The organism is Microcystis sp. M144S2, from assembly GCF_020246065.1.
Classification (GTDB): Bacteria; Cyanobacteriota; Cyanobacteriia; order Cyanobacteriales; family Microcystaceae; genus Microcystis; species Microcystis ichthyoblabe_A.
In genome coordinates this window covers 1-23,962 of record NZ_JADBTR010000039.1, presented here as the reverse complement: position 1 = coordinate 23,962, position 23,962 = coordinate 1, and the positions used below count along the sequence as shown (strand labels likewise).

Genomic DNA, 23,962 nt, shown 5'->3' with positions numbered 1-23,962 from the left:
GTTAACAATTTGTAATATTCCTTGTTGACACCCTTACTGACAAAGAAAAAACTGAAATCAAGTCAGGATAAGGGTTGGAGTGCTTACTGCAAAAATTGTTAAGAAAGATCCCTATAAGGGATAGCTTATTAAGGGGGGATCAAGGGGGGATTTATCTTCTATTTAATAGGTAATTCCTATCCTAGAAATGTTGGTAATTTAACCTTATTTTTCCTGTCTTTCTAAAGCTAATTGTACTAACTTATCGACCAATTTATCAAACTCTAAACCGGTGGCTTTCCAGAGTTGGGGATACATACTAAAATTAGTAAACCCCGGCAGAGTATTAATTTCATTGAGAAACACTTCCCCAGTCTTTTCCACATAGAAAAAATCCACCCGCGACAATCCCGCAGCATCCACAGCTTTAAATGCTTCTACAGCCATTTCTCGCACTTGATTAGCAATTTTATCGGGAATATTAGCGGGAATAACCATACTCGATCGCCCGTCAGTATATTTAGTTTCATAGTCATAAAAATCACTATCAAAAGTAATTTCTCCCACCAAAGAAGCTTGGGGATTATCATTACCTAAAACCGCACATTCGATCTCCCTTGCGGTTACTCCTGCTTCAACAATAATCCGTCGATCATAACTAGCAGCACTATCTAAAGCATCCTCTAATTCTTGCTGGTTGCGAGCTTTACTAATACCCACCGAAGAACCTAAATTAGCGGGTTTAATAAAACAAGGATAACCTATTTCCTCGGCGATTTGATCGCACAATTGCGGAAAAACACAGGCATTTGACCACACTTGCGAGCGGGTTATGGCCTTATACTTAACTTGGGGTAATCCAGCGGCTGCAAAAGCAGTTTTCATGGCAATTTTATCCATTCCCAAGCATGAACCCAGTACCCCACTACCCACAAAAGCAACCCGCATGAGAGTGAGTAATCCTTGCAAAGTGCCATCTTCTCCATTCGGTCCGTGGAGAATTGGAAACCAAACCTCAATTTCGCTCACTTCTGGGGGAAATTGCCAGATATTGACTTTTATATCACTCTCAATAGCTAGGGGTTGCCCAGAGGTTAAAATTTGTCTAGCAGTTGCTGCCGAATGCCAACAGCCATTTTTATCGATATAGAAGGGGATAACGGCGTATTTGTCAAGATTTTCGGGATAATTAAAAGCTTGCAGGATCGATCGAGCCGAATTGATAGATACCTCGTGTTCTCCCGATCGACCACCAAACAACAATCCTACCTTGATCTTATCCATATTATCCTCTCTAGACCCAGCTAGATCCTAAATTAGAGTTCAACTATCATATATACTATGGGCGGAGTTGACAATAGTTGCCAATGATTTAGATGCAGCTGTTCCTCGTCAGATAGGAGTTTTAACCCAAATTTTCAATAAATTAATTATCGCTCATGATGAGATGTGGTCGTTCTTTCCCTAAAAAAATGGATAATCACTTTGGAGCTATTCACCCCCCGAAATTGAATGATTATTTAGCTAATTTTTCCAGTTTTTTCTTAGTTTTCTGAAGTTTTAAGGCTAAATTACCCTGATGTTCGGGATAGTAAACGTGCAAGAATTCGATAAAATCCTCGATGGTACAAGGTTGATGAAATCCCCCTAAATTACCGTGGAATTCTTGGTGAATTTCTTCTTTAATAGTCACCAAATTCAGATCTAATGTCGCTAGATGGGGATATTTCTGGGCAGAGTAAAGATGATGGACAGCGAGATTAAATTGTACATCTTTATCCGGTTTTTGCCCTGTCACCTGACAAGTGTTTTTATCTCTAGTTTTAGCTCGTTTTTTAGCCTTTTCAATCTCGATTTTTTGTTTGGTATCGTCATCTAGATTTTCCTGAATTTCTTTAAAGGCAAGAGGAAACTCCATTGCAATCGTTTTACACATTTCTTGGCGCGATTTATTCGTCAAAGTTTCACTCATGGATTTAGAAATCATCACTATTCCACTTTCAGAGAACCAAAACTCTCTTTTTTCATCTTCGTAAAAATCTACTCCTAATTCTAGAGGTTTATCAGTTCTTTGCTGAAGATGATTCACGGTTTTATTTAGCTTGGCTCCATTAGTTTCTAAAATTCGCCGTAAACTCTGTTTATGAATCATAGCCACTCCTTGATAAACTTGAATTTCGCCAGAGTCAATGAGTTCAGCAAAAATTAATTTTCGTGCTAGGGAGCGACGAATTTTTTGATCGTGCTTAGTAAAAAATTCTTTAAATTTGTAGAAAATTCCTCGCTTTTCATTCTTCTCGATATAGGAAGCAATTTTAAAAGCACCTTTAGGGGAAAAGTTACGGAGTTTCTTCTCCTTATTGACAAATTGATAATCGTCACCCTCAACTAAATCCCAATCATCATTAGGATCAGCATCAAAAAAGCTAACGATTTCATCCAATCTCTTATGAGAAATGGAAAGCCATTGAATTAGTTCAGCTTCTCTGATAGTAAAAATTTCTTTTTTGCGAGGCATGATTATTTTATCTCCGTGGTGATAGACTTATACATCACAGTCAAACGATCAAAGATGTGAGAATTTCCTGTTTCTTGGTTATCGGGATGATAGATCTTAGAAAGACGATAATAGGCATTTTTAATGTCTTCCTTGCTGGCAGTATTTGGATCAAGCTCGAAAACACGATAGGGACGAAAATATTTAAAAATATTGATACCGTTGATACAATCTTTCCCCTGTTCGTAATCTTCTTCGGGAAGAATACCGATATATTTCCTGTAGATAACCTCCCAACTTTCTCGCTGAGATAAATTGATATTATCAAAGGCTCTAGTAGCCATTTGAAACATACTCGATTTTTTTAATTCTGTGGTATTGCTAACCTCAAAATAGGCATAAACTGCCTGTTTAAGTTGCGTTAGAGTTAAAGGTTTAACTTTTGAGCCTGTGGTGGTGGTGGCTGTAGTTTTTGATTTAGTTAACGATGGTTTAGGAGACTTTTTACGGTGGTTTTTGATGACAAAATCGGCAAAATCTTCGAGAATACGACTTTCGATCGAGTATTGCTCACAGATATGACTAATCTGCTCTAAAATGAGCGAGTTAAGAGGATTAGTGGTCATAATTTCCCTAAGAAGCTGCTAAAAATCTAGCCTTTCTTATCAAGATGAAGTGTAGGCTAATTTGGTATGAACGACCGACGACTGACTCCCGAAAACTTCCTATCCTAAATTAATGCCACTGCTGTGGCCACTTTGTCAAGTGGTTAATCATAAAAAAATTGCTGGGATATTATAGATTTAAGTCGATAATTGCAATGAAAACTCAAATCTGATTACTGATAACTGATCACTGATTAGGTACTAAAGTATTTAGCGGTGGGGTGATAGGTAATAATGGCGGTGGTGGATTGTTCTGGGTACAATTGTTCGCTTTCGTCCATATACATCCCAATGCGATCGCATCCTAACAGAGCTAATTGCTTGTATTGGTCCTGAATATTAGGACAAGCGGGATAGCCGAAACTATAGCGAGAACCCTGGTAACGCTGTTGCAGTATATCGCGGATATTATCGGGATCGAACTCTGCAAAACCTAACTCGCGACGGATGCGGGTGTGGGTCCATTCGGCCATGGCTTCGGCGGTTTGGACAGCCATGCCGTGATAATAGAGGTATTCGGTATATTCGTTGGCATCAAAGAGAGATTTAGCGTATTCCGTGGCGATTTCCCCCACCGTCACCGCTTGCATCGGGAAAACGTCGATAATACCGGATTCCTGCGGGGCGAAAAAGTCAGCAATACAGAGACGGCGACCGGATTTCTGGCGCGGAAACTCAAAAATGGCTATCGGTTGCAGATTTTCGGGTTTTTCGCCTGCTTGTATCGATTCGGGATCGTAAATTAACAGGGAATTACCAGAGGATTGACAGGGAAAATAACCATAAATTAATGTGGGGTTTAGTAAATTTTCCTTGACAATTTTCTCTTTCCATGCTGTCAGAATTGGATGAACTTTTTCCTGTAAAAACTGGTCGTATTCTTGCTTAGATTGACTTTTGGGTTTGCGGAATTGCCATTGACCGACAAATAAAGCTTGTAGGTCCAAATACCAGAAAACCTCCTCGATGGGAATTTCTGCTGCTGTTAATATTTTAGTACCCCAGAAGGGCGGTGTTGGTCGGGGAATATCAACTTCCACCGCTTCGGAACGACGGGTATCAATAACTAATTCTTTGTCTAGGGTTCCATCGGTAAAAATAGTATCGGGATTAACCTTTAATTCTTCGGCAACAACCGGGGGTTTTTCTGCCTCGGCAAACTTACCTAAAAAGCCTTTACTATCATCCCATTGACCCCCAGCTTTAGCGGGCATTAATTTATCCATAAAATGCAGGTCAGAGAAGGCATCTTTACCATAGATAACCTGTCCCTTGTAGGTTTTTTGACAGTCATCATGGACAAATTTGGGAGTTAAAGCTGCCCCGCCAAGGATCACAGGAACGGTGATTCCTTTTTCGTTAAAAACCTCTAGATTTTCCTTCATAAAAGCCGTCGATTTCACCAATAAACCGCTCATGGCGATACAATCGGCCTTATGTTCTTTGTAGGCTTCGATGATATTTTCTACAGGTTGTTTAATACCCAAGTTAATCACCCTATAGCCGTTATTGGTCAAGATAATATCAACTAAGTTTTTACCAATATCATGAACATCCCCTTTAACTGTTGCGATAATAAAAGTCCCTTTGGCATTATTATCACCCTCTTTTTTCTCCATAAAGGGTTCTAAAAAGGCAACGGCTGCTTTCATAGTTTGGGCCGATTGGAGAACAAAAGGTAACTGCATTTGTCCCGAACCAAATAACTCACCCACTACCTTCATCCCATCCAGGAGAAAAATATTAATAATATCGAGGGGTGGATAGTCCTGTAAAGCTTGCTTTAAAGCCTCTTCCAGTCCCAATCTTTCCCCATCAATAATATGCTGTTTTAAGCGTTCCTCCACGGGTAAATTAGCATTACTAGAGGGGTCTTTTTTAGTAGTTTTCCCCGCAAATAATTCGGTTAATTTGGTCAGGGGATCATAGACACATATATCGCCATCAAAACGACGATTATCATAGATTAAATCCCGACAAATTTGCTGATATTCTGGTTCAATTTTTGCCAGAGGAAGAATTTTATTAGCGCTGACGATTGCGCCATCCATACCCACCTGCATCGCTTCGTTGAGGAAGACGGAATTTAATACCTGACGCGCTGCCGGATTCAACCCAAAAGAGATATTAGACACACCTAAAAGAATGTGACATTCGGGCAGTTCTTGGCGAATTCGACGCATTGCTTCGATAGTAGCCTTGCCATTTTCTCGGTCTTCTTCGATACCGGTAGAAATCGGTAAAGCTAAAGGATCAAAAAAGATTTCGTAGGGGGGAATTCCGTATTCTATCGCCCCATAATAGGCCCGTTTAGCTATCTGGAATTTTTTCTCGGCAGTGCGGCCCATTCCTTCTTCATCAATGGTTCCAATTACTACCCCCGCGCCGTATTTTTTCGCTAAATCCAAGACTTGATAAAAACGCGATTCCCCGTCTTCGTAGTTAGTAGAGTTGAGGATACATTTACCCCCCGCTACTTTTAACCCCGCTTCCATTTTTTCCCATTCGGTGGAATCTAACATTAAAGGTAGGGTGACATTATTAACTAAACGAGAGGCTAATTGGTGCATATCGCGCACCCCATCCCGGCCCACATAATCGACGTTGACATCGAGAATATGCGCTCCTTCTTTTACCTGAGCTTTCGCCATCGATACTAAACTATCCCAGTCTTCAACATTGAGCAGTTCCCGACATTTTTTAGAACCACTGGCGTTTAATTTTTCCCCGACAATCAGGAAAGAATTATCTTGAATATAGGGTTGGGTACTATAAATAGAAGCGGCGGAGGGTTCATAATGATAATGACGAGATTTCGGAGTTAAACCCTGACTTAGTTCCGCTAAAGCTTGGATATGGTCGGGACGAGTACCACAACAACCGCCGATAATTTGTACTCCCAAATCTTCGATAAAGTGCATTAAAGCCATTTTTAATTCTACGGGAGTGAGGCGATAGTGCGCTTGACCGCCGACATTTTCTGGTAAACCAGCGTTAGGAATACAAGAAACAATAAAAGGGGAATTTTCCGAGAGATATTTAATATGGGGTTTCATTAAATCGGGACCGGTGGCGCAGTTAAGTCCCAAAATATCGATTTTATAGGGTTGTAAAATAGAGACAACGGCGTTAATTTCCGTTCCTACTAACATCGTTCCCATGGTTTCCATCGTCACCGAAACCATCAGGGGCAATCGTTGACCTTTTTTCTGAAATACTTCTTCAATAGCATTTAAAGCCGCTTTAATTTGCAGGACATCCTGACAGGTTTCTACTAATAATAAATCTGCTCCGCCATCGTACAGGCCCTCTACCTGTTCCACATAGGCATTTTTGAGGCTATCAAAGTCAATATGACCCAAAGTGGGCAGTTTTGTCCCCGGCCCCATGGAACCCGCCACAAAACGGGGTTTTTCGGGGGTAGAGTATTTATTCGCGCAAGCCTTGGCCAGTTCGGCGGCGCTTTTGTTGAGATAATAGGCTTGGTCGGCTAAATCGTACTCGGCTAAAACTATCGAGGTTCCCCCGAAGGTGTCGGTTTCAATCACATCCGCACCCACGGCTAAAAAGGCTTCGTGGACTTTCGCTACGGCGCTAGGTTTAGTATGGACAAGATACTCGTTACAACCTTCGTATTCTGCCCCACCAAAGTCCTCGGCCGTCAGATTTTGGCTTTGTAGGGAAGTTCCCATCGCCCCATCAAAGACGAGGACGGGATGCTTTGGACCGTTGAGGTAGTCAAGAAAGGGGCTATTCATAGAGAGATTTACTGCTATAGCATTTTGAAAGTTTATTGTAATACAGTTACTAGAAATCTGCTATGGTCGGCATTTCAGTGATCAGTTATCAGATTTGAGTTTTCAGTCGAGAAAGCCTATCAATCTAATTTTGTAGAACTAGACGGGCTAAACCAACTCCGGGATAATAATTACCGAGAATTTGTTGATAATCTAGGCCTTTTTCCGCTAATTTATAAGCCCCAGTTTGACTCATACCGCGACCACCGTGGGCCCAAGCGACAATTTCATCGGTGGCGGCATAAAGAGACTCGACTACACCCCCTTTATAGCTGAGAATCTGCCCGGCAGTGGCATTAACCGCTTGGTGGGTCGATTGATACTCCGAGCGAATGCCTTTATATACCTGCCAGCGCTGGGTATTGCCCAGATGAAACCAAGCATTAGCGGGGCGGATTATATGTACTAGGGCATAGGAACGAGCGGCGATCGCTTGTGCCTTTAAAGCGTGCATTGGCGCAGTGGAGTGCATTTCACTACCCACCACACTATAGAGATAGGCCTCTAAATTAACATGATTGACCACTAACAAGCGATCGCCTTGGGCAACAAGGAGGATTTTGCCCCGATACCAACCATCATCCACATAAACTAAACCATCGGCACTGGTGGGCTGCACAAAAATCACCTCTGGCAGCGATAAATCGCCCATTTTTAAGCCATTGGCACCTGGAATGACCGGTAAACCCTCGTTAGTGGCAATCGTTTTTAAACCACGACCTTGGCGATCGGTGATCACCGCCGGCCCGTTAACTCCAATCAAAACACTGGCCACATCCCTTTTAATCGCCACGCGAATTTCTATGGCTGGCGGCGTATAATTAGCGGGAACCAATAAGGGTTGTCTAGTTACTGGTTTAACCGCGGCAGCGGGGGCAGTATTAGGGGAAGTATTAGGGGAAGCTTGAACCGATGGTGCTAATTTTTTCGGTGCCAAGGGGGAAGACTGAGGAGAGGGTGCTGATTTTGGAATCGCAGAAGATTGGGGAGAGGGGAATAGTTTCGGCGATGGTGCGGTTAAGGGTGCGATCGGAGATGGGATAATAGGAGCAGGGGAGGCAGCAGTCTCTAGATTTGCCTGGGGTTGCGGGGTTTCTGGTTTTTCCTTGGCTAAATAAGTTAAGAGAATTGGGGTAAAAGTGGCGATCGACAACAAAGGAACGGCACAATGGCGCAGCAGGGAAAAATAGGTACTAGCAGCAAATTTCACTTTAATCACACCATCTTTAATTTTCTTATCTAACTTTACCATTCCCCTCTCAGGCTAGGCAATTCTAGACAAAAACTCTCGTATTCTTGAGCTTGTTAGGACAAATAAGGCTGAAATAGTCAAGAAAAGCCGAAAAAATTCTTAACCACCCATCCTTAGATTAGCCGAATCTCCTCTAATCCAGGCTCTTCTAGGTTCTGTGTGATCAGCTTAACTTACCATAGAAGCGATCGATCTTTGTGTCCTTTGTGTCTCTGTGGTTCATTCCACCCCCTCGCTAGACTGACAGAGATGTTTAAGGATTTTGAGAACCTCGTATAAATCCCCCGGATTTCTCATGGCAAATAAACGAGAGGTTCCGTATAAAGGTTTACCGTCCCATAATAATTTAACAAATAAAAACTCGGAACCATTGGTCAACATTCCATAATTAGGACGGTTTGGATGAGGATTGACCATTAAATAAGCTAATAATTGCGGTAAACCTACTTCAACGGAATAAATAACCCGTTTTGATTCAATAATCATTACCCATAATTGCTCTTTTAGAATTAAAGTATCTAACCTTCCTTTAATTATTAAATCTTGCTCTTTTGTAATAATTTCAACGGAATCTTCTGCTTTAATGTGAAAGGGAAATAGATAAAAGTTACCAATAAATAATAATGGGTCTAAAACCGTCATCCTCACCGAAGTTTCTAAAAAGGGAGGATAATTCAATAAGTTAAAATAACCTGTTTTGATTTTATCTAACAATTCTTTTTCCTGTTCAGAGATTGCTTCTAGGTCTTGCTGCCATTCCCCAAAAAAATGCTCATCTTCTATAAACTGTAGTTGAAAATGATTAATTAAATCTCTGAGAGTGAATTCTTTTGCTTGTAAAATTTGAACCATATTTACCTCTTTAATTAACACTTACGTTAATGGTAATTTGCTATTTTTAATTTAACCAAGCAAAATATCCGTTACTGACAGGGTTAACTACTCTAAATCAGAGAGAACAGTTAAGGATATGGTCTTGTTTTGTTTACCTGCACATCGCTTCGGTTAGCATCGTTCAGGTTTTTATCAGCTGCTTTCGCTCTTCCTACATCATCCAGATTAGCCATCGTCTTCTCCTTAATTTAGAGTACATGAAAGGTTAACTTTGCTATGATTTATCCAAGAGATTTATTGAGATATAAGTAGTTAGGTGTTAAAAACTTTATTCCCCCTTTATTTCCCAGGGAAGGGGGGTTAGGTCATTCGGGCGATTTTTCATGTTTGCAAGGTCATATTCTGGTTTCATGGTTTTATTATCGATAATACTTACTTTCGTTTTTACCCGTAAAAGTCCTCATTTAGAATCTGTTCAGGTGTGAAAGGACAAGCGAGGGGATACTCACTTTCTTGGGGAATACGAATACCAAATTGAGCGCGTTTACCCTGTTTGATGGCGACTTTACGAGCGCTGGAATAGGCTTGTGTGATGGAGATTAAGAGATAAGATTTAAGAGAGGGAGTCTTAAGTAAATCATCTTGAACGCGCTGGCGATGCTCATCTACTGAGTTATACCAACTTGCTTTCATTGTCTCAGGAGCATCATGCTGTATCTTTAATTTGAGTAAGTGAATAAATAAGACCATTAAGTTGCTCTCTAAGGCGCGTTTCTCTGACTTACCCAAATCTTTTAACTCCTCAATTAAGTTTTCTATATCCAGTTGTTCAAACTGTCGATTCTGTAATTGATGAATAGTTTGCTCAATCCACAACTGAAGATCTTGTTCGTAAAGTGTTGTGGGATTTTCTTGAATGTCCGATTGTTTTAATAAGTTCATTTGGCTTTCATTAAGTTAACTGTAGATGAATAATTTGGTCTTTATATTTATTATTATACTTGATCATTACCAGATATTGCGATCGCATTGGATTCTTAATTATTGACCTCTCCCCTGAACCCTATCCTACAAGGAAAGGGGAGAGAATTTAGCGAAGAGAGTGCAACTACAAACTGGGTTTGTTGTCAAGGCTCCAGCCCGAACAAGTTTAACCTGTTTTCTTTAGATAGTGAGAAGCTAAATGGACATAACCCTATTGCCCAAATTGGGTAACTTATCTAGAATAAGTATATGAAAAGAGGAGGAGACGTGATGGAGTATCAGAATTTTTCCCTCATTAAAGAAGATATTCAGGCTGATGCTTGCGGACGGATTAGCCTTGGGACTGAATGTAGCAACCGTCACTATCGAATACTGATGAATGCAAGCGGGGAGCTTCTTTTGGTTCCCATGGTGGCGATTCCAGAGGGAGAACTATGGGCTTTTCAGAATCCTAGTGTCCGCGAGTCGCTCAAACGGGGACTCGCAGAAGCCCGCACAGGAAATTTCGCTGAAGAAACAGTCGATTTAGACGCTATGCTTGAGTTTGCTGCATCTATTCCTGAAGAGGTCGAGGAGTAGGTGAGTTTTTCTTTACGACAGACACAGGAAGCTCGAAATACTCTATCTGAATTGCGAGCAGAAGCGGAACAGGCTCAAAAGACTCGCCTGGCTCAAGGTAGGACAAAAGCATCGAAACAAGAGGGTCTCTACAAACAGGTAACAAAAGCCCTCAAGCTCCTCAGTACAAACCCAAGACATCCGGGACTAAAAACCCACGAATTTAATTCCCTCGACAACCCTTATGATTCAACACAGAAGGTTTTTGAAGCCTACGCCCAACAGAATACACCGGGAGCCTATCGAATTTTCTGGTGCTATGGACCTCATTCGGGGGAAATCACCATTCTCGCTATTACACCTCATCCGTAGATCACAACATTGTAGGGGCGAAGCATTCGGGCAATAACCTATCGCTGAAACCGTAGATTTCCTATCCGAATACTTCGCCCTTACTTTTTCAGCAAGCCCGAAATAGTTAGCGCTGAAGCGCAACAACAAACTAGGTTCGTGAGGGAGTGAGGGAGGATCATCACCCCATCACCCCATCACCTCATCACCCTCTCTTTTTAAAGCCAGATTTAGTATTAGGGGGGAGTTAGACCAAACCCCGCACCTCCTCAACCCCAACCCCGAAAACAGAAGCAATACCGACAAGAATCTCCTCATCTTGCGTTTGCTGATAAAGATCAACAAGACGAGGCAAAGAATAGGTTTGTATCATGTAACTATCGTTAAATTCTGCCCAAATTTGTAAGGCTTGCAGGTAATAACTTTTGGCTTGGCTCAATTCCCCAACTCCTTCGGCTACCATTCCCAACCCGTGCAGGGGGTTGGCTTGCTCGTAGCGATCCCCATATTCAATCTTGATCTCAATAGCTTGCTGGTAGTAGCTTCGGGCTTGCTCCCATTCCCTCAATTGTTGCGCTACTATTCCCAAATGGTGCAGGGTGCTGGCTTGAGAGAAGCGATCCCCATATTCAATGCAGATCTCAAGAGCTTGCTGGTAGTAGCTTCGGGCTTGCTCCCATTCCCTCAATTCTTGCGCTACCCTTCCCAACTGGTGCAGGGTTCCGGCTTGCTCGTAGCGATCGCCATATTCAATGTAGATCTCAATAGCTTGCTGGTAGTAGCTTCGGGCTTGCTCCCATTCCCTCAATTCTTGCGCTACCCTTCCCAACTGGTGCAGGGTGCTGGCTTGCTCGTAGCGATCCCCATATTCAATGTAGATCTCAATAGCTTGCTGGTAGTAGCTTCGGGCTTGCTCCCATTCCCTCAATTCTTGCGCTAGGTTTCCCAACTGGTGCAAGGTGCTGGCTTGGGAGTGGCGATCCCCATATTCAATCTTGATCTCAATAGCTTGCTGGTAGTAGCTTCGGGCTTGCTCCCATTCCCTCAATTGTTGCGCTACGATTCCCAAATGGTGCAGGGTTCCGGCTTGGGAGTAGCGATCGCCATATTCAATGTAGATCTCAATAGCTTGCTGGTAGTAGCTTCGGGCTTGCTCCCATTCCCTCAATTCTTGCGCTACCATTCCCAAACAGTGCAGGGTGCTGGCTTGCAAAGATTGCTTAACTTGACTGTAACTTTCACTAATTTGCTTGATTAATTCGAGGCTTTTTTGGTAAATCTCTTTCGCTTTCTGATAATTTTTACTTAGTAAATATTTGCTTCCTGTCTCGAAAATTATACCAATGATTTCTATTGCCACCTGCCCTTGTTTGGCTTCAGGGGGATAGTTTTCAAAAGTTTCGAGAACGAACTCTAGGAGCTTTAAATTAGTCTGAGTATCTTGGTTTAACTTCAGATAACTATGCAAGCAAGTAATAATACTAAGTACGCTTTCTTGCTGATTGAGGGCGATTTGCAACGCATTAAACAGATTTTCATACTCCCAGCGACAGAACAATATCCCCCACTGCTTCTCTTTCGGATTTTTGGAATTTAGTAAGTTATTATAAGAACCTGCCAAGTCTCGGTAATGATTCTTAAAACCCTCCCAAATTGCTGCTTGTGTCTCTGGTGCTAATTCCTTTAACTTCGTCTTCAGGAAGTAGGGAAAAATGGGCTGGATAGTCAATAAACTCGGCAATTCTTCACTCATCGGCGAAAGCAACCCCCAATGAATTGCTTCTTCAATCGCTGCATCAAATTGGTCAAACTGATAGCCTTGTAAAGGTTCTAATTGCTGTAGTTTTTGGCTATAAATAGGAATAACACCCCTGGGAATAAACCCACTAAACGGCGCTAAACAGAGTAACAACTTATGCGCCTCCTCCGACAAATTACTGTGGGAATATTCCACACATTTGATGATATTATTAGTCTTATCCTTATCCCCCACATCAGCTAATTCCGCCAACTGTAACCCTTGCCAAATCTCCTCCGGTGACTGTCGCTTCAGATTCGCTAATACCACTTCCATCGCCAACGGATATCCCGCCAACAATTTCATCAAGCGTTTAAAATAATCATCCTTTTTAATCGCATTTTTCCGACTCTTCGCCTGACGTTCTAAGATTCTCTCCGCTAATTCAGTTCTCGACTCTTGGTCTAATCCTTGTAACTGATAGATATTCTCCTTAAAAGTCCTGCGTTGCAGCCAAGTTTCCTCACTGCGAGAACCCAAAATCACCTTCGTTTTTCCCTCGACCAAATTCTTGAGAAATTCGGCGATTTCTTCCCTCTCATTCTCCGGTAAAGTATTCTGAATTGCTAACGGTTGTCCCGTCACCGACTCCAGATTATCTAAAATGAGAATATACGCCTCACTGCGGAGTTTTTGCTCTAGTTTCTTTACTCGCGCTTTCAGGTTCATCGCTTGGAAACTCGCCTGTTCAAAACGATTATAAATTCCCTGACCGATTTCATAGACAATCTGTTCTAACGTCCAAGCTTTTCTATCATAACCAAAATAGAAAATATGGGTCGCCCAGTTGGTTTTCTGCCACCATTCTCGTAGATAATTGAGTAAAGTAGTTTTTCCTGTCCCTCCCATTCCTTTGAGTAAAAGGATATTATGTTTCAGCAGCGCCTTTTCCATCTTGAGAATCTCTAAATCCCTGCCGACAAAGCCGTATTCTGGTAAGGGAAAGACATATTGATTGCCGATATGTTCCCAGTATTTTTCCTCCTCTTCTGGAGTAAATGGACGCAAATTGAGATTAATTTTACCGCGACAATAAATCACCGGTAATAACCAATCTTCTAAATCTATTCTCGTATTATAATAGGCGCGGCGTTGCTTATTATTGAATAACTCTAACCGTCCTTTTCGCATCGCTTCCGTTAGGTCTTTTCCGTTCAATAATTGCTGATAAATTGGTTTCATCATCAACTTAGCTGCAGAAACCGTCACCGAATATCCCATCGCCACCACTGCTTGCATTCCCGCAGTCATCAAACGACTACCTAAACTGGTTTCCCGATAGTCTTCTGATTCCTGGGAAATTTGCTTTGCTGACTGACAAGCATTGAGAATACAAATAGGGATATTTTTCCCAGTGAGTAAATTCGCTAATTCCGTCGCTTCTACCGGAGTCGCTTGACCTTTTTCTTCTCCTTCCAGAAACAGAAAAGCTTTTACTCCCTCATATTCTGCTAAATCCTCCAGTCCCCATCCCCTTTGATAGCGCCAAGAATCCCCGTGAACCTGTCTTTGGTACTGTTCATATTCCATTAATCCGCCATGAACATCGAAATGAATAACATGATAGTATCCTTCTCCCTTCTCATCCAGATGTCTGGTTAGTGATTCATAAGTTCCGGGACGCAATATATCAATTTTTACCGGTATTTCACTACTATTTACCAGTTCTACCAAAGGACGGGAAATCGTGCGATAGTTAACATCAGATTCCTCATTAGGACGCGCAATCACCACCAGAAGATTGATAGTAGGATAAGTGGCCATTTGCACCGGGACAACTGTAGCCCCTCGACGCTGGCGGGAGATGATACAATCTATAGAAAAGGGACGCGGTAAATCAGGATCTTTCAGCGCTTCCCAATGTAAAGCTTGAAATTCTGGCGACTGACTTTCGATGATAATTTGCAGTTGACTTAACTGCTTTCGCAAGTCTCGATATTCCCCATAAGCATTTAAATTACTCTGGAAAACCTGTTTAAATAGGTTTTCGCCATAGTTTTGGACGCTGTTGGCGGCTTTTTGCGCCTTATCCGTCTCTAGCGTCGGAAATACTAACCATTCCTCAAAGTACCATTCTAGGTCTTTTTCTTCTTGGTTAGTAAAGGGGTCAGTAACCGTAATTGGGTAGCTGTTACCGCTATCAAAATTGAGAGTAGCAGTAAAGCCACCATCGTTAATTCCTTCTTCGCGGATGGTGAGGACTAACATAGAGATAAGTTTAGAATTGTTCTATTACAACTCTTCAGCAGTTTAACGGTATTATACTGGAAAAAACCTATTGCTTTGAGCCTATGGATGTTCGAGCGGCAGTTGCCCTAGAAGCGGGAAAACCCCTAACTATTGAAACGGTAAAATTAGCCGCACCGCAAGCGGGGGAAGTGTTAGTAGAAATCAAAGCCACGGGAGTTTGTCACACCGATGCCTATACTCTCTCTGGGTCCGATCCTGAAGGCTTATTTCCCTCAATTTTAGGCCATGAAGGGGCCGGAATCGTGGTAGAAGTGGGAAAAGGTGTCACTAGCCTAAAAGTGGGGGATCATGTTATTCCCCTATACATTCCCGAATGTCGTCAGTGCGAATACTGTCTCAGCTTTAAAACCAATCTCTGTCAAGCGATTCGTCTTACCCAAGGTCGGGGAGTAATGCCGGATGGAACCAGTCGTTTTTCCCTCGATGGTCAGCCTCTTTATCACTACATGGGAACCTCGACTTTTGCTAACTATACCGTGCTGCCGGAGATTTCCCTAGCCAAGATTCGCCCCGATGCTCCCTTTGAAAAAGTCTGTTATATCGGCTGCGGAGTCACTACAGGTATCGGTGCGGTGATTAATACCGCTAAAGTGGAACCGGGGGCAAAAGTGGTGGTTTTTGGTCTGGGAGGTATCGGTTTAAACGTTATTCAAGGGGCCCGTTTGGTGGGGGCCGATATGATTGTCGGGGTCGATATCAATCCCCAGAAACAAGCTTTAGCCACCAAATTCGGGATGACTCATTTTGTTAATCCCCAAGAAATTGAGGGGGATTTAGTGACCTATCTGGTGGATTTAACTAAGGGTGGGGCCGATTATAGTTTTGAGTGTATCGGCAATGTCCAGATTATGCGTCAAGCTTTGGAATGTTGCCATAAGGGTTGGGGTGTTGCCACTATTATCGGTGTAGCTGGGGCCGGCCAAGAAATTAGTACCCGTCCTTTTCAATTAGTCACCGGACGGGTCTGGAAAGGTACGGCTTTTGGTGGGGCGAGAGGCCGTACAGATGTACCTAAAATAGTCGATTGGTACATGGACGGCAAGATTAACATTGATGATTTAATCACCCATGTTCTACCTCTGGCAAGGATTAACGAGGCTTTTGACCTGATGCGCCAAGGGGATTCTATCCGCAGTGTGATTACATTTTGAACAGGGATAATGTTAGATATAGTTAAGAAACACTTGACAAACTCTTAACTGTATGTGTGCGCCAGTTTCCAGGCCCTCTTTAACTTACTATAGAAGCGATCAATCTTTGTGTCCTCTGTGTCTGGAGTGTTTCCTTCCACTCCCAGTATTTACTCCGATTTTGTTAAGATATATTGCAGATACCCTGAACTTTAGTAAACAGAGGAGCTAAATCACCTAGTATTGCGTCCTTTTCAGTGAACAGTAAACAGTGAAAAGACATCAGGAAAGTGCTATTTAAAACTACTCACTTAGAACTCAAATCTGATAAGGGACTTGCGCTTTGATAATGTACCTTTTGGGCGAACGCAGTTCGCCCCTACATTGTGGACAAAATCCGTTACTGTAGGGGCGCAAAGCTTGCGCCCTCCGATCGATCAGGTTTGCTGATCACCCTAAGTAGGGCGAGAGCCTTCGAGATGTTAGGGACTTGCGCTTTGATAATGTGCCATCTGGCTGGTCTAATTCTTCTACAGAGCGATTTTCTGGCTGGGATATTATTCCCACGCAAGTCCCTAACTGATGACTAATAACTTTTAAATTTTTAACTTTAAGCAAATGCGTAATAGCGGACTCCTATCAAAAACCAAAGTCAAACTGAAACGGAAAAAAACGCTCACCTCGCCGACGCGGCCAGCACCGAATAAATTACAGAATAAAATCAAAGATAAAGAGCGTCTAGTCGGTCGTCAGCGTCAGTCATGGCTAATTATGGGATTAATTAGCCTTGTCCTGCTAGGAGGAGTTGGCTCGCGCTTGGCCTATTTACAACTGCAGCAAGGGCAAATTAACCGAGAAAGGGCAGAAAATAACCGGATTCGCATTCTTCCCAAACCCCCAGTCCGGGGCAACTTATTCGATCGCAATGGCAAAGTTTTGGCCACGGCCCGCTTAACCCATGCGGCCTATATTTGGCCCAAATCCCAGCGTAATCCCGCTCAAAAACTCAATCTTGACCGTTTAGCCAGTATTTTAGGCATTCCCAGAAGCGACCTAGAAAAACGCATTAACGAAGCGGACGAAAACCCCTCCACCCTGATCCGCATCGCTAGGGGTTTAACTCCGGCCCAAATTATCGCCCTAGAGGAATACAAAGACGAATTAACCGGCATTGAAGTGGACGTGGAATCAGTGCGCTACTATCCCAATGGTAAAATCGGGGCGCATATTCTCGGTTATACCGGGGAACTAACCCCAGAGGAATATCAAGCCAAAAGACGACAGGGCTACCGATTGGGAGATGTCGTCGGTAAAATGGGTGTAGAAGCCGCCTACGAGTCAAAATTGCGGGGAGAATGGGGAGGAATGCAGTTAGAGGTCAACGGATCGGGACAAGTAATCCAAATTCTCGGCCAAAAAATTGCTAAACCGGGCCAAGATGTCACCCTGACACTAGATTTAAAACTCCAAAAAGCCGCCGAGGCCGCTTTAGGAAAACGCAAGGGTGCGATCGTGGCGATCGATCCCCGGGATGGTTCCGTGCGGGCCATGGTCAGTTATCCTAGTTTTGATCCTAATGTTTTCTCGGCCCCAATTACCACCGCCACTTGGAAAAAACTACAAGCGGAGGGCAACCCGTTTGTTAACCGCGCTCTGCAAGGATTCCCCCCCGCTTCCACCTTTAAAGTCGTCACTGCCACTGCTGGCATGGAATCGGGTAAATTTCCCCCCAATACGGTCTTAAATACCTTTGCTGCCCTTTATGTGGGGGGGACAGCTTTCGGGGAATGGAATCACGCCGGTTTTGGTCCGATCGGTTTTGTCCGGGCCATGGCCATGAGTAGTAACACTTTTCACGGTCAAATTGGTCGCGGAGTGGGGGGACCGACTTTAATTGCCACGGCTCGGCGCTACGGTTTCGGTCAGAAAACTGGGATAGAATTAGCGGAAGAAACTCCGGGGTTAATTGCCGATCGCGATTGGAAGCTGCGTAATTTTAAAAACTGGGATTGGTCCGTAGGGGATACGATTAATATGTCGATCGGTCAAGGATTTACCCTCGCAACTCCCCTACAGGTAGCTGTGATGTTTGCTGTCCCCGCTAACGGCGGTTTTTTGGTGAAACCGCACCTTTTACAGGATGCCCGGGATGTTAAGGAATGGCGAAAATCTTTGAACATGAAACCTAGCACCCTAGACACCCTGAGAAAGTCCCTGAGAGCCGTGGTAGCGGAAGGAACGGGGCGGGCCCTATCAGACCCCGCTTTACCGCCTGTAGCGGGCAAAAGCGGCACAGCAGAAGCACCTCCAGGCAAGTCCCACGCTTGGTTTGGAGCTTTCGCCCCCTTCGACGTAGCTCAGGGTAAACCCTTCGACAAGCCCGAAATTGTCGTGGTCGCCTTTGCGGAACATTCCGGCGGTGGTGGTGGTAAAGTGGCCGCACCTATGGTACGTCAGGTAATGGAGGCTTATTTTAATGTCAAACCCAAAGAAGAAAAACCCCGGCCGAAGCCCTAGAGACCTGTGGCGGTAAGTGGCACACAGCGTACGGTAATTCCCGTCGCCGTGGCGATTTTTTCCGCCCAAATTGCCAATATTTCAGCGTTTACGGGTTTGAGAATTTGCATTCCGTCGGCAGCGGTGAGGGGATTATTACCTCGGGTTTCTAATTGTCTTTGTCTGGCCCGGGGACGGGTCGGGGTGTTAAGTTGAATTTCATCCGGTTGTAGCTGTTGCATCAAATCGATATACTGGTCTTGCTCTTGGGGCGACCAAGAGGCCAGCACCATGGTTTGAATTGCTAGTTTTCCCGACCATTCTTGGCGAAATTGTCTTAATCCCGACCAACAACTCTGCCAATCCAGACCAGGGACTGGACGGTTAACCCGTCGCCATTGGGCCTCGGAAACAGCATCGATTTTAGCGGCGACGATATCAGCTTTGCTCAACTCTTGACGCACTTGGGCATCTCCCAAAAGGGTACTATTGGTTAAGACCGCCACCGGCCGCCTGGTCATTTCCTTGACGGTGGCCAGTATTTCCCCTAAATTGAGGGCGAGGGTGGGTTCCCCGCTACCACTGAGAGTGACTATATCCACGTCCCAAGGAGCAAAAGCGCTTAAATCCCTGCTAATTTGTTCGCTGGTGATAAAAATTTTTCGTTGCTCGGTTTTTTGCTCAATTTCTCCTAACTGACAGTAGGCACAGTTAAAGGAACAGGTGGAAACTAAACCAATCGGATCAATGCCCAAGGAACTGCCGAAACGCCAAGAGGCAACCGGACCATATACGGAGCAGAAATAATCCTGGGGAGCAGTCATCGAAAATACCGAAAGAAGACGGAGAGGGAGGGATTCGAACCCTCGGTACGGTCTTACGATTCGTACAACAGATTAGCAATCTGCCGCATTCGACCACTCTGCCACCTCTCCAAGATGACATTATTTTAGTCTAACATAAAAGGCTGATTTTTGGCAAGTAATTTTTGGGCAGTTAATCGCCTAAACGACCATCCTCCATATTGACAATGCGATCGGCGATGTCGAGAATCCGGTTATCGTGGGTGACAAGTAAAATCGTGCAACCTTGTTCTTTTGCCAATTTCTGCATGATTTCCACCACATCCCGCCCGGATTGTTTATCTAAGGCCGCGGTCGGTTCATCGGCGAGGACTAATTTGGGATGACTGACGAGGGCGCGAGCGATCGCAACCCGTTGTTTTTGTCCCCCCGATAGATCGTGGGGATAGTAATCAACGCGCTCTCCTAAACCCACCGACTCCAGAATTGCCGTGGCTTTTTGATCGAGATCTTGTTCTAAAAACTCCTCGTGCAGTTCCAAAGACATCCTTACGTTTTGTTTCGCTGTGAGGAATTTTAGTAAATTATGTGACTGAAAAATATAGCCAATTTGTCGGCGAATTTTCAGCATTTTGCCCTTACCAATTCCTAACATTTCTTGGCCGAGAATTTTTAAACTGCCCGCTTGTGCAGATCGCAAACCTCCCATTAAACTCAATAAAGTAGTTTTCCCCGATCCCGAAGGACCGGTCATAATCACTACTTCCCCCGCTTTAATTTCCAGATCGATATCGTATAAAACCTGTTTTTTTAATTCCCCCGTGCCAAAATAGTGATTTAAGCCTTTAATGGCAATTACGGGTTCATTAGGGCTAAAATCGACTAATTCTCGCTCTTTTTGAAAAATCCGCATTATTTCACCCTTGATAGCTTAGAAAATATCGGCTGGATCTGCTGTCCTTAATTTGCCCATGGCGACAATTCCAGAGGCAATACACATAATAATTGTCAGGATTAAAACTTCGATCGCCCTAGCGGTAGTCATCACTATGGGTAAAAGTGTAGCGGAGGAAGCGAGATGATAAACACCGAGAGAAACGATAAACCCAGGTATATACCCCAAAACCGCTAGTAATAAGGCCTCTTGCATCAAAACCCCGACTAAATACCAATCACCGTAACCCATAGCTTTTAGGGTAGCGTATTCGGGTAAGTGATCGGTGACATCGGAATAGAGAATTTGATAGACAATGACGATACCGACGATAAAACCCACTACTGTACCTAAACCAAAGATAAAACCAATGGCTGTACCATTTGCCCAATAGGTTTTTTCCCTTTCGGCAAATTCTTTTAAAGTAAGGACTATTACTTCATTTTTAGGGAAAAGTGCCTGTAAATTGGCCTTAACTGCCTCGATATTTGCCCCCGGTTGCAGTTTCACCAGTCCTATATCGATTTCGTGGGGTTGGCGTTCGGGAAAGAGCCTTAAAAAGGTAGAATCACTGGTAATGACGTTACTATCGGCAGCAAAGGAGGCACCAAGGGTAAAAATTCCCGCTACCTGTACCTCTTTTTTATTTAACTGAACTGTCAAATCGGGGTTTTTCTGGAGTAAATCGGCAATTGGACCGAATTCTGGTCTTCCTGCTTGATCGTACAAGACGCGATTTAACATCTTTAGATCACTGGATTTTTGATTGACTTCTGGGAGGGTAAAAACCCGTTGACTGGGATCAAAACCAAAGACTAAAGTAGTTCTTTCTAGGGCAGTTTCGGGATTGCGCCACTGGGCCGAAGCAATATAAACTGGGGCTATAGATTGAATGCCCTCGACTCTTTTAGCTTGGTACAAGCGATCGCGTGAGAAACTTTTCACGGCAAAGAGGGTGTCGAATTGGGGATTAATCAGGACTAAATCCGCATCGAGGACATAATGGGGTTTAACGGAAGCATCAAATAAGGCATCCCGAAACCCCAACTGTGTAAAAATTAGGAAGTCGGCAAAAGCAATCCCGGCAATAGCCACGATCAAACGGGTTTTCTCTCGCGTCACCTGTAACCAAGATAGGGGCGTTTTTTTGAATAGATGGGTTAGTTTCATGGAAAACCTACTCATTGATAGTTACAGTTACTTGGGAATTGGTTAAACCTGCCACTTTTTGACTGTTTTCGCGATCTAAGGCAATGCGGACAGAGATAACTTTGCGATCGAAGTTTTCCCCCGGTTGATTGCTGAAGATATTTTGTTGGTCAACTTTTAAAGCAATTAAGCGCACTTTCCCCCTAACTTCGCCCTTAAACGCCGATCCGGTAATCGTGGCAGTTTGTCCCTTGCGAATTTTCCCGATATCGCTTTGATAGATTTCGGCAATTACTTCCATGCGATCGGTTTCAGCAAGGTCAACAATTCCTTGATCGCTAATTTGTTCCCCGATACGGGTATTGACTTTAATCACTTTGCCGGTAATTGGCGATCGAATATAAGCCTGATTTAACTCGGTTTGGGCCTTTTTAACGGCAACTAGGGCAGCATTTACCTCCGCTTCGGCTGCCCGCACATCGACTCCCCGCACTTCCGAGACTTGATTTAAAGTGGATCTGGCCTCTTTGATCTGCTGTTGACCGGTGGATTCAATCCGGGCTAGGGTAGTCTTGGCTTCTTGTATCTGTTGTTTACCGGTGCTTTCAATTCTCTCTAGGGTAACTTTTGCTTCTGTTAGTTGTTGATTACTGGTTTCTAAATTTAGTCTTTTAGTATCAAAACTAGAGGCGGAAATTGCCCCTTCTTGATAGAGTTTTTCGTAGCGATCAAATTCAGCTTTGGCATTGCGATATTCTGCTTCTAATTTGCCAATTGTCGCTTTTTGGGCAGCCCTATCTCCTTCTAATTGCGCTGTTAATCTTTGAATAGTTGTCCTTTGGGTTGCTTGATCCCCTAACCATTGTGCCTCGATTTTTCGCACGTTAGCGGCATTAGCATCGATTTCACCGACTTTTGCCCCAGCTTTCACCTGTTCTAGTTTGGCTGCGGCTACTTTCACCTGTTCTTGTGCCTGTCGCAGGTTATCCTCTAATCTTTCCTGACTTTCGAGAATGGCGATTATTTGTCCCGTTTTGACGCTATCTCCTTCATCGACTAATAATTGCATGACTCGATCGGAATCAAGCAACATCGGGGCAGATATGCTGATAATTTCTGTCCTCGGTTCAATTCTGCCTAAAGCGGTGATTTTTTGCGGTACGGGCGACGCAATTACAGGGGTTTTGGTTTCGGGTTTGCTGGCGAATTGGGAAAGACTATAAAAGGTGGTTATTCCTAATAATCCTGTGCCTAATACTATTAACCCGATCATTAACTTTTGATTTGGTTTCACAAAAGTTTTACCTTTCATAATTTTTTAGTTAATAAGTGATTGTTGGGGGTTAACAGTTTTTCTGCAAATAAGTAGTAAGAATTTTACCTAATAATTCCATTTGTTCATCGATCGCAATCTGTTCATTGCACCACAGGCGCTCTAATATCAGTCCATTAATAACGCTGACAACTAACCAAGCTACACTCGGATCGCTAATACCTAAAATCTCGATTACTGCCTGATGATAGCGGCGATCAACGCGCTCAAAAAGTTGACTACGACTCAGTTCTTCTCGTCCTTGATATTGAGAATAATCAATCCATAAGAATAATTGTTTGATGCAGTAATTCTCGCGATTAGTCATAAATTTGCCGAGAATTTTTAGCTTTTCTGTCAGGGTTTTTCCTCGATCAATCTCGGCTTTAGCTAATAAAACATCCTCTCGGCACATCTCCTCGACTAATTGCTCGAAAAGTGCCGCTTTACTGGGAAAGTAGTGGTACAGCGTTCCCGTGGACACTCCCAATCCTTGCGCTAATTCTCTCGTCGTCATGTTAGCATAGCCTTTCTCGGCAAAGAGTTCGGCACTTTTTAAGAGGAGTTCTTTTCGGTATTGTTCTACATCTACTATCTTAGGCATAAATTTAATATCGAACGTTCGTTATATTTTAGCTTAACATTACTATAAATGGGGAAATCGGCTGTCCCTTTGCCTGTATGCTAGAAAGAGGAGCTAATTCGTTGTTGAGCGAGCTTTTTCGCAAGGATTGACAGTATGGGTAATATTCACGAGCAGTTATTAGAGGAATTAGCCGAAGTGGAGTGGAGTGACTTGATCCCCCATGCTCAAAGGGATGCGCTGATCCTAGTTTCCGATTCCCTCAATTTAATCGAAGTGGCAGAAGCGATCGCCGGTGATCAGGTTGCTCAAGTGCAGAATTGGATCGGGGAAAAACTACTAGAAAAACCGACACAGGAGCAATTAAGCGATTGGAATTCCCATCCCGATAACCTTTTTAATACACTAATCGTGCAACCTTTTGTGTTAATTCAGACCATAGCTTAGATAAAACCAAACCCCCCAATCTGGTGAGATTGAGGGGTAGGAAAGAATAATCCTGGCATCGAGCTATTGTCCCGGTCGGCAACCCGACAAGTATCTTGGCCACGGTGAAGTTTCACAACCGAGTTCGGGATGGAATCGGAGTG

The 23,962-nt window shown here is 43.5% G+C and carries 18 protein-coding genes and 1 tRNA gene; 5 read left to right on the top strand and 14 right to left on the bottom strand.

What is annotated here, in order from left to right:
• Nucleotides 1-204: 204 nt before the first annotated feature.
• The 7 genes from IM462_RS04990 to IM462_RS04960 form a co-directional block, all read right to left on the bottom strand.
• Nucleotides 205-1,263 carry a D-alanine--D-alanine ligase family protein gene (locus IM462_RS04990; RefSeq protein WP_287703305.1) on the bottom strand — a complete coding sequence of 353 codons (1,059 nt, stop codon included), beginning with the start codon at nucleotides 1,261-1,263 and terminating at the stop codon, nucleotides 205-207.
• 232 nt (nucleotides 1,264-1,495) lie between these two features.
• Entirely contained in the window at nucleotides 1,496-2,497 is a 1,002-nt protein-coding gene (locus tag IM462_RS04985; RefSeq protein ID WP_287703303.1) for a hypothetical protein, read from the bottom strand.
• Nucleotides 2,498-2,499: 2 nt separating this feature from the next.
• A complete protein-coding gene (locus tag IM462_RS20955) occupies nucleotides 2,500-3,102 on the bottom strand; it encodes a J domain-containing protein (protein ID WP_353737366.1) in 603 nt (200 codons plus the stop codon).
• Between the two features lie 233 nt (nucleotides 3,103-3,335).
• Nucleotides 3,336-6,899, bottom strand: a complete 3,564-nt coding sequence (gene metH, locus IM462_RS04975; RefSeq protein ID WP_287703301.1) for a methionine synthase — start codon at nucleotides 6,897-6,899, stop codon at nucleotides 3,336-3,338.
• A gap of 124 nt (nucleotides 6,900-7,023) precedes the next feature.
• Nucleotides 7,024-8,190, bottom strand: a complete 1,167-nt coding sequence (locus IM462_RS04970; RefSeq protein ID WP_287703299.1) for a SpoIID/LytB domain-containing protein — start codon at nucleotides 8,188-8,190, stop codon at nucleotides 7,024-7,026.
• A 219-nt stretch (nucleotides 8,191-8,409) separates the two neighbouring features.
• Nucleotides 8,410-9,042 carry a type I restriction endonuclease gene (locus IM462_RS04965; RefSeq protein WP_287703297.1) on the bottom strand — a complete coding sequence of 211 codons (633 nt, stop codon included), beginning with the start codon at nucleotides 9,040-9,042 and terminating at the stop codon, nucleotides 8,410-8,412.
• Between the two features lie 426 nt (nucleotides 9,043-9,468).
• Entirely contained in the window at nucleotides 9,469-9,966 is a 498-nt protein-coding gene (locus IM462_RS04960; RefSeq protein WP_287703295.1) for a DUF29 domain-containing protein, read from the bottom strand.
• Between the two features lie 312 nt (nucleotides 9,967-10,278).
• Here IM462_RS04960 and IM462_RS04955 point away from each other — a divergent pair, with 312 nt between their 5' ends.
• The gene (locus IM462_RS04955; RefSeq protein ID WP_287703293.1) at nucleotides 10,279-10,587 is read left to right on the top strand and encodes a hypothetical protein; all 309 of its coding nucleotides are present in this window, start codon (nucleotides 10,279-10,281) and stop codon (nucleotides 10,585-10,587) included.
• Nucleotides 10,588-10,938, top strand: a complete 351-nt coding sequence (locus tag IM462_RS04950; protein ID WP_002749954.1) for a hypothetical protein — start codon at nucleotides 10,588-10,590, stop codon at nucleotides 10,936-10,938.
• Between the two features lie 226 nt (nucleotides 10,939-11,164).
• On the opposite strand, the gene IM462_RS04945 is transcribed toward IM462_RS04950, so the two are convergent.
• Nucleotides 11,165-14,923, bottom strand: a complete 3,759-nt coding sequence (locus IM462_RS04945) for a tetratricopeptide repeat protein (RefSeq protein WP_287703291.1) — start codon at nucleotides 14,921-14,923, stop codon at nucleotides 11,165-11,167.
• A gap of 83 nt (nucleotides 14,924-15,006) precedes the next feature.
• Here IM462_RS04945 and IM462_RS04940 point away from each other — a divergent pair, with 83 nt between their 5' ends.
• Together IM462_RS04940 and mrdA are read left to right on the top strand one after the other, a co-directional pair.
• Nucleotides 15,007-16,116, top strand: coding sequence for an S-(hydroxymethyl)glutathione dehydrogenase/class III alcohol dehydrogenase (locus IM462_RS04940; protein ID WP_287703290.1), 1,110 nt, complete (start codon nucleotides 15,007-15,009; stop codon nucleotides 16,114-16,116).
• Between the two features lie 597 nt (nucleotides 16,117-16,713).
• Nucleotides 16,714-18,612 (top strand): penicillin-binding protein 2, encoded by a 1,899-nt coding sequence (gene mrdA / locus IM462_RS04935; protein WP_287703288.1) that lies wholly within the window; start codon nucleotides 16,714-16,716, stop codon nucleotides 18,610-18,612.
• On the opposite strand, the gene IM462_RS04930 is transcribed toward mrdA, so the two are convergent.
• The 6 genes from IM462_RS04930 to IM462_RS04905 all read right to left on the bottom strand — a co-directional run bounded on the left by IM462_RS04930 (nucleotide 18,609) and on the right by IM462_RS04905 (nucleotide 23,393).
• Nucleotides 18,609-19,415: a radical SAM protein gene (locus tag IM462_RS04930; RefSeq protein WP_287703286.1), complete on the bottom strand. Its 807-nt coding sequence runs from the start codon at nucleotides 19,413-19,415 to the stop codon at nucleotides 18,609-18,611. The two genes, mrdA and IM462_RS04930, sit on opposite strands and share 4 nt — an antisense overlap.
• 19 nt (nucleotides 19,416-19,434) lie before the next feature.
• Nucleotides 19,435-19,526: transfer RNA gene (locus IM462_RS04925), tRNA-Ser, on the bottom strand.
• A gap of 61 nt (nucleotides 19,527-19,587) precedes the next feature.
• Nucleotides 19,588-20,307: a DevA family ABC transporter ATP-binding protein gene (locus IM462_RS04920; RefSeq protein WP_287703284.1), complete on the bottom strand. Its 720-nt coding sequence runs from the start codon at nucleotides 20,305-20,307 to the stop codon at nucleotides 19,588-19,590.
• Nucleotides 20,308-20,325: 18 nt separating this feature from the next.
• A complete protein-coding gene (devC, locus tag IM462_RS04915; RefSeq protein ID WP_287703282.1) occupies nucleotides 20,326-21,498 on the bottom strand; it encodes an ABC transporter permease DevC in 1,173 nt (390 codons plus the stop codon).
• Between the two features lie 7 nt (nucleotides 21,499-21,505).
• Entirely contained in the window at nucleotides 21,506-22,789 is a 1,284-nt protein-coding gene (locus tag IM462_RS04910) for an HlyD family efflux transporter periplasmic adaptor subunit (RefSeq protein WP_287703280.1), read from the bottom strand.
• A gap of 31 nt (nucleotides 22,790-22,820) precedes the next feature.
• Nucleotides 22,821-23,393 carry a TetR/AcrR family transcriptional regulator gene (locus IM462_RS04905; protein WP_287703278.1) on the bottom strand — a complete coding sequence of 191 codons (573 nt, stop codon included), beginning with the start codon at nucleotides 23,391-23,393 and terminating at the stop codon, nucleotides 22,821-22,823.
• A 135-nt stretch (nucleotides 23,394-23,528) separates the two neighbouring features.
• Between IM462_RS04905 and IM462_RS04900 the strand changes: the two genes are divergently transcribed.
• A complete protein-coding gene (locus tag IM462_RS04900) occupies nucleotides 23,529-23,819 on the top strand; it encodes a DUF2288 domain-containing protein (RefSeq protein ID WP_002745388.1) in 291 nt (96 codons plus the stop codon).
• Nucleotides 23,820-23,962 lie beyond the last annotated feature (143 nt).

Bases quoted from the DNA above. Each gene is read 5' to 3' on its own strand.
- IM462_RS04990 (WP_287703305.1), bottom strand. From the start codon at position 1,263: ATGGATAAGATCAAGGTAGGATTGTTGTTTGGTGGTCGATCGGGAGAA.
- IM462_RS04985 (WP_287703303.1), bottom strand. From the start codon at position 2,497: ATGCCTCGCAAAAAAGAAATTTTTACTATCAGAGAAGCTGAACTAATT.
- IM462_RS20955 (WP_353737366.1), bottom strand. From the start codon at position 3,102: ATGACCACTAATCCTCTTAACTCGCTCATTTTAGAGCAGATTAGTCAT.
- metH (WP_287703301.1), bottom strand. From the start codon at position 6,899: ATGAATAGCCCCTTTCTTGACTACCTCAACGGTCCAAAGCATCCCGTC.
- IM462_RS04970 (WP_287703299.1), bottom strand. From the start codon at position 8,190: ATGGTAAAGTTAGATAAGAAAATTAAAGATGGTGTGATTAAAGTGAAA.
- IM462_RS04965 (WP_287703297.1), bottom strand. From the start codon at position 9,042: ATGGTTCAAATTTTACAAGCAAAAGAATTCACTCTCAGAGATTTAATT.
- IM462_RS04960 (WP_287703295.1), bottom strand. From the start codon at position 9,966: ATGAACTTATTAAAACAATCGGACATTCAAGAAAATCCCACAACACTT.
- IM462_RS04955 (WP_287703293.1), top strand. From the start codon at position 10,279: ATGGAGTATCAGAATTTTTCCCTCATTAAAGAAGATATTCAGGCTGAT.
- IM462_RS04945 (WP_287703291.1), bottom strand. From the start codon at position 14,923: ATGTTAGTCCTCACCATCCGCGAAGAAGGAATTAACGATGGTGGCTTT.
- IM462_RS04940 (WP_287703290.1), top strand. From the start codon at position 15,007: ATGGATGTTCGAGCGGCAGTTGCCCTAGAAGCGGGAAAACCCCTAACT.
- mrdA (WP_287703288.1), top strand. From the start codon at position 16,714: ATGCGTAATAGCGGACTCCTATCAAAAACCAAAGTCAAACTGAAACGG.
- IM462_RS04930 (WP_287703286.1), bottom strand. From the start codon at position 19,415: ATGACTGCTCCCCAGGATTATTTCTGCTCCGTATATGGTCCGGTTGCC.
- IM462_RS04920 (WP_287703284.1), bottom strand. From the start codon at position 20,307: ATGCGGATTTTTCAAAAAGAGCGAGAATTAGTCGATTTTAGCCCTAAT.
- devC (WP_287703282.1), bottom strand. From the start codon at position 21,498: ATGAAACTAACCCATCTATTCAAAAAAACGCCCCTATCTTGGTTACAG.
- IM462_RS04910 (WP_287703280.1), bottom strand. From the start codon at position 22,789: ATGAAAGGTAAAACTTTTGTGAAACCAAATCAAAAGTTAATGATCGGG.
- IM462_RS04905 (WP_287703278.1), bottom strand. From the start codon at position 23,393: ATGCCTAAGATAGTAGATGTAGAACAATACCGAAAAGAACTCCTCTTA.
- IM462_RS04900 (WP_002745388.1), top strand. From the start codon at position 23,529: ATGGGTAATATTCACGAGCAGTTATTAGAGGAATTAGCCGAAGTGGAG.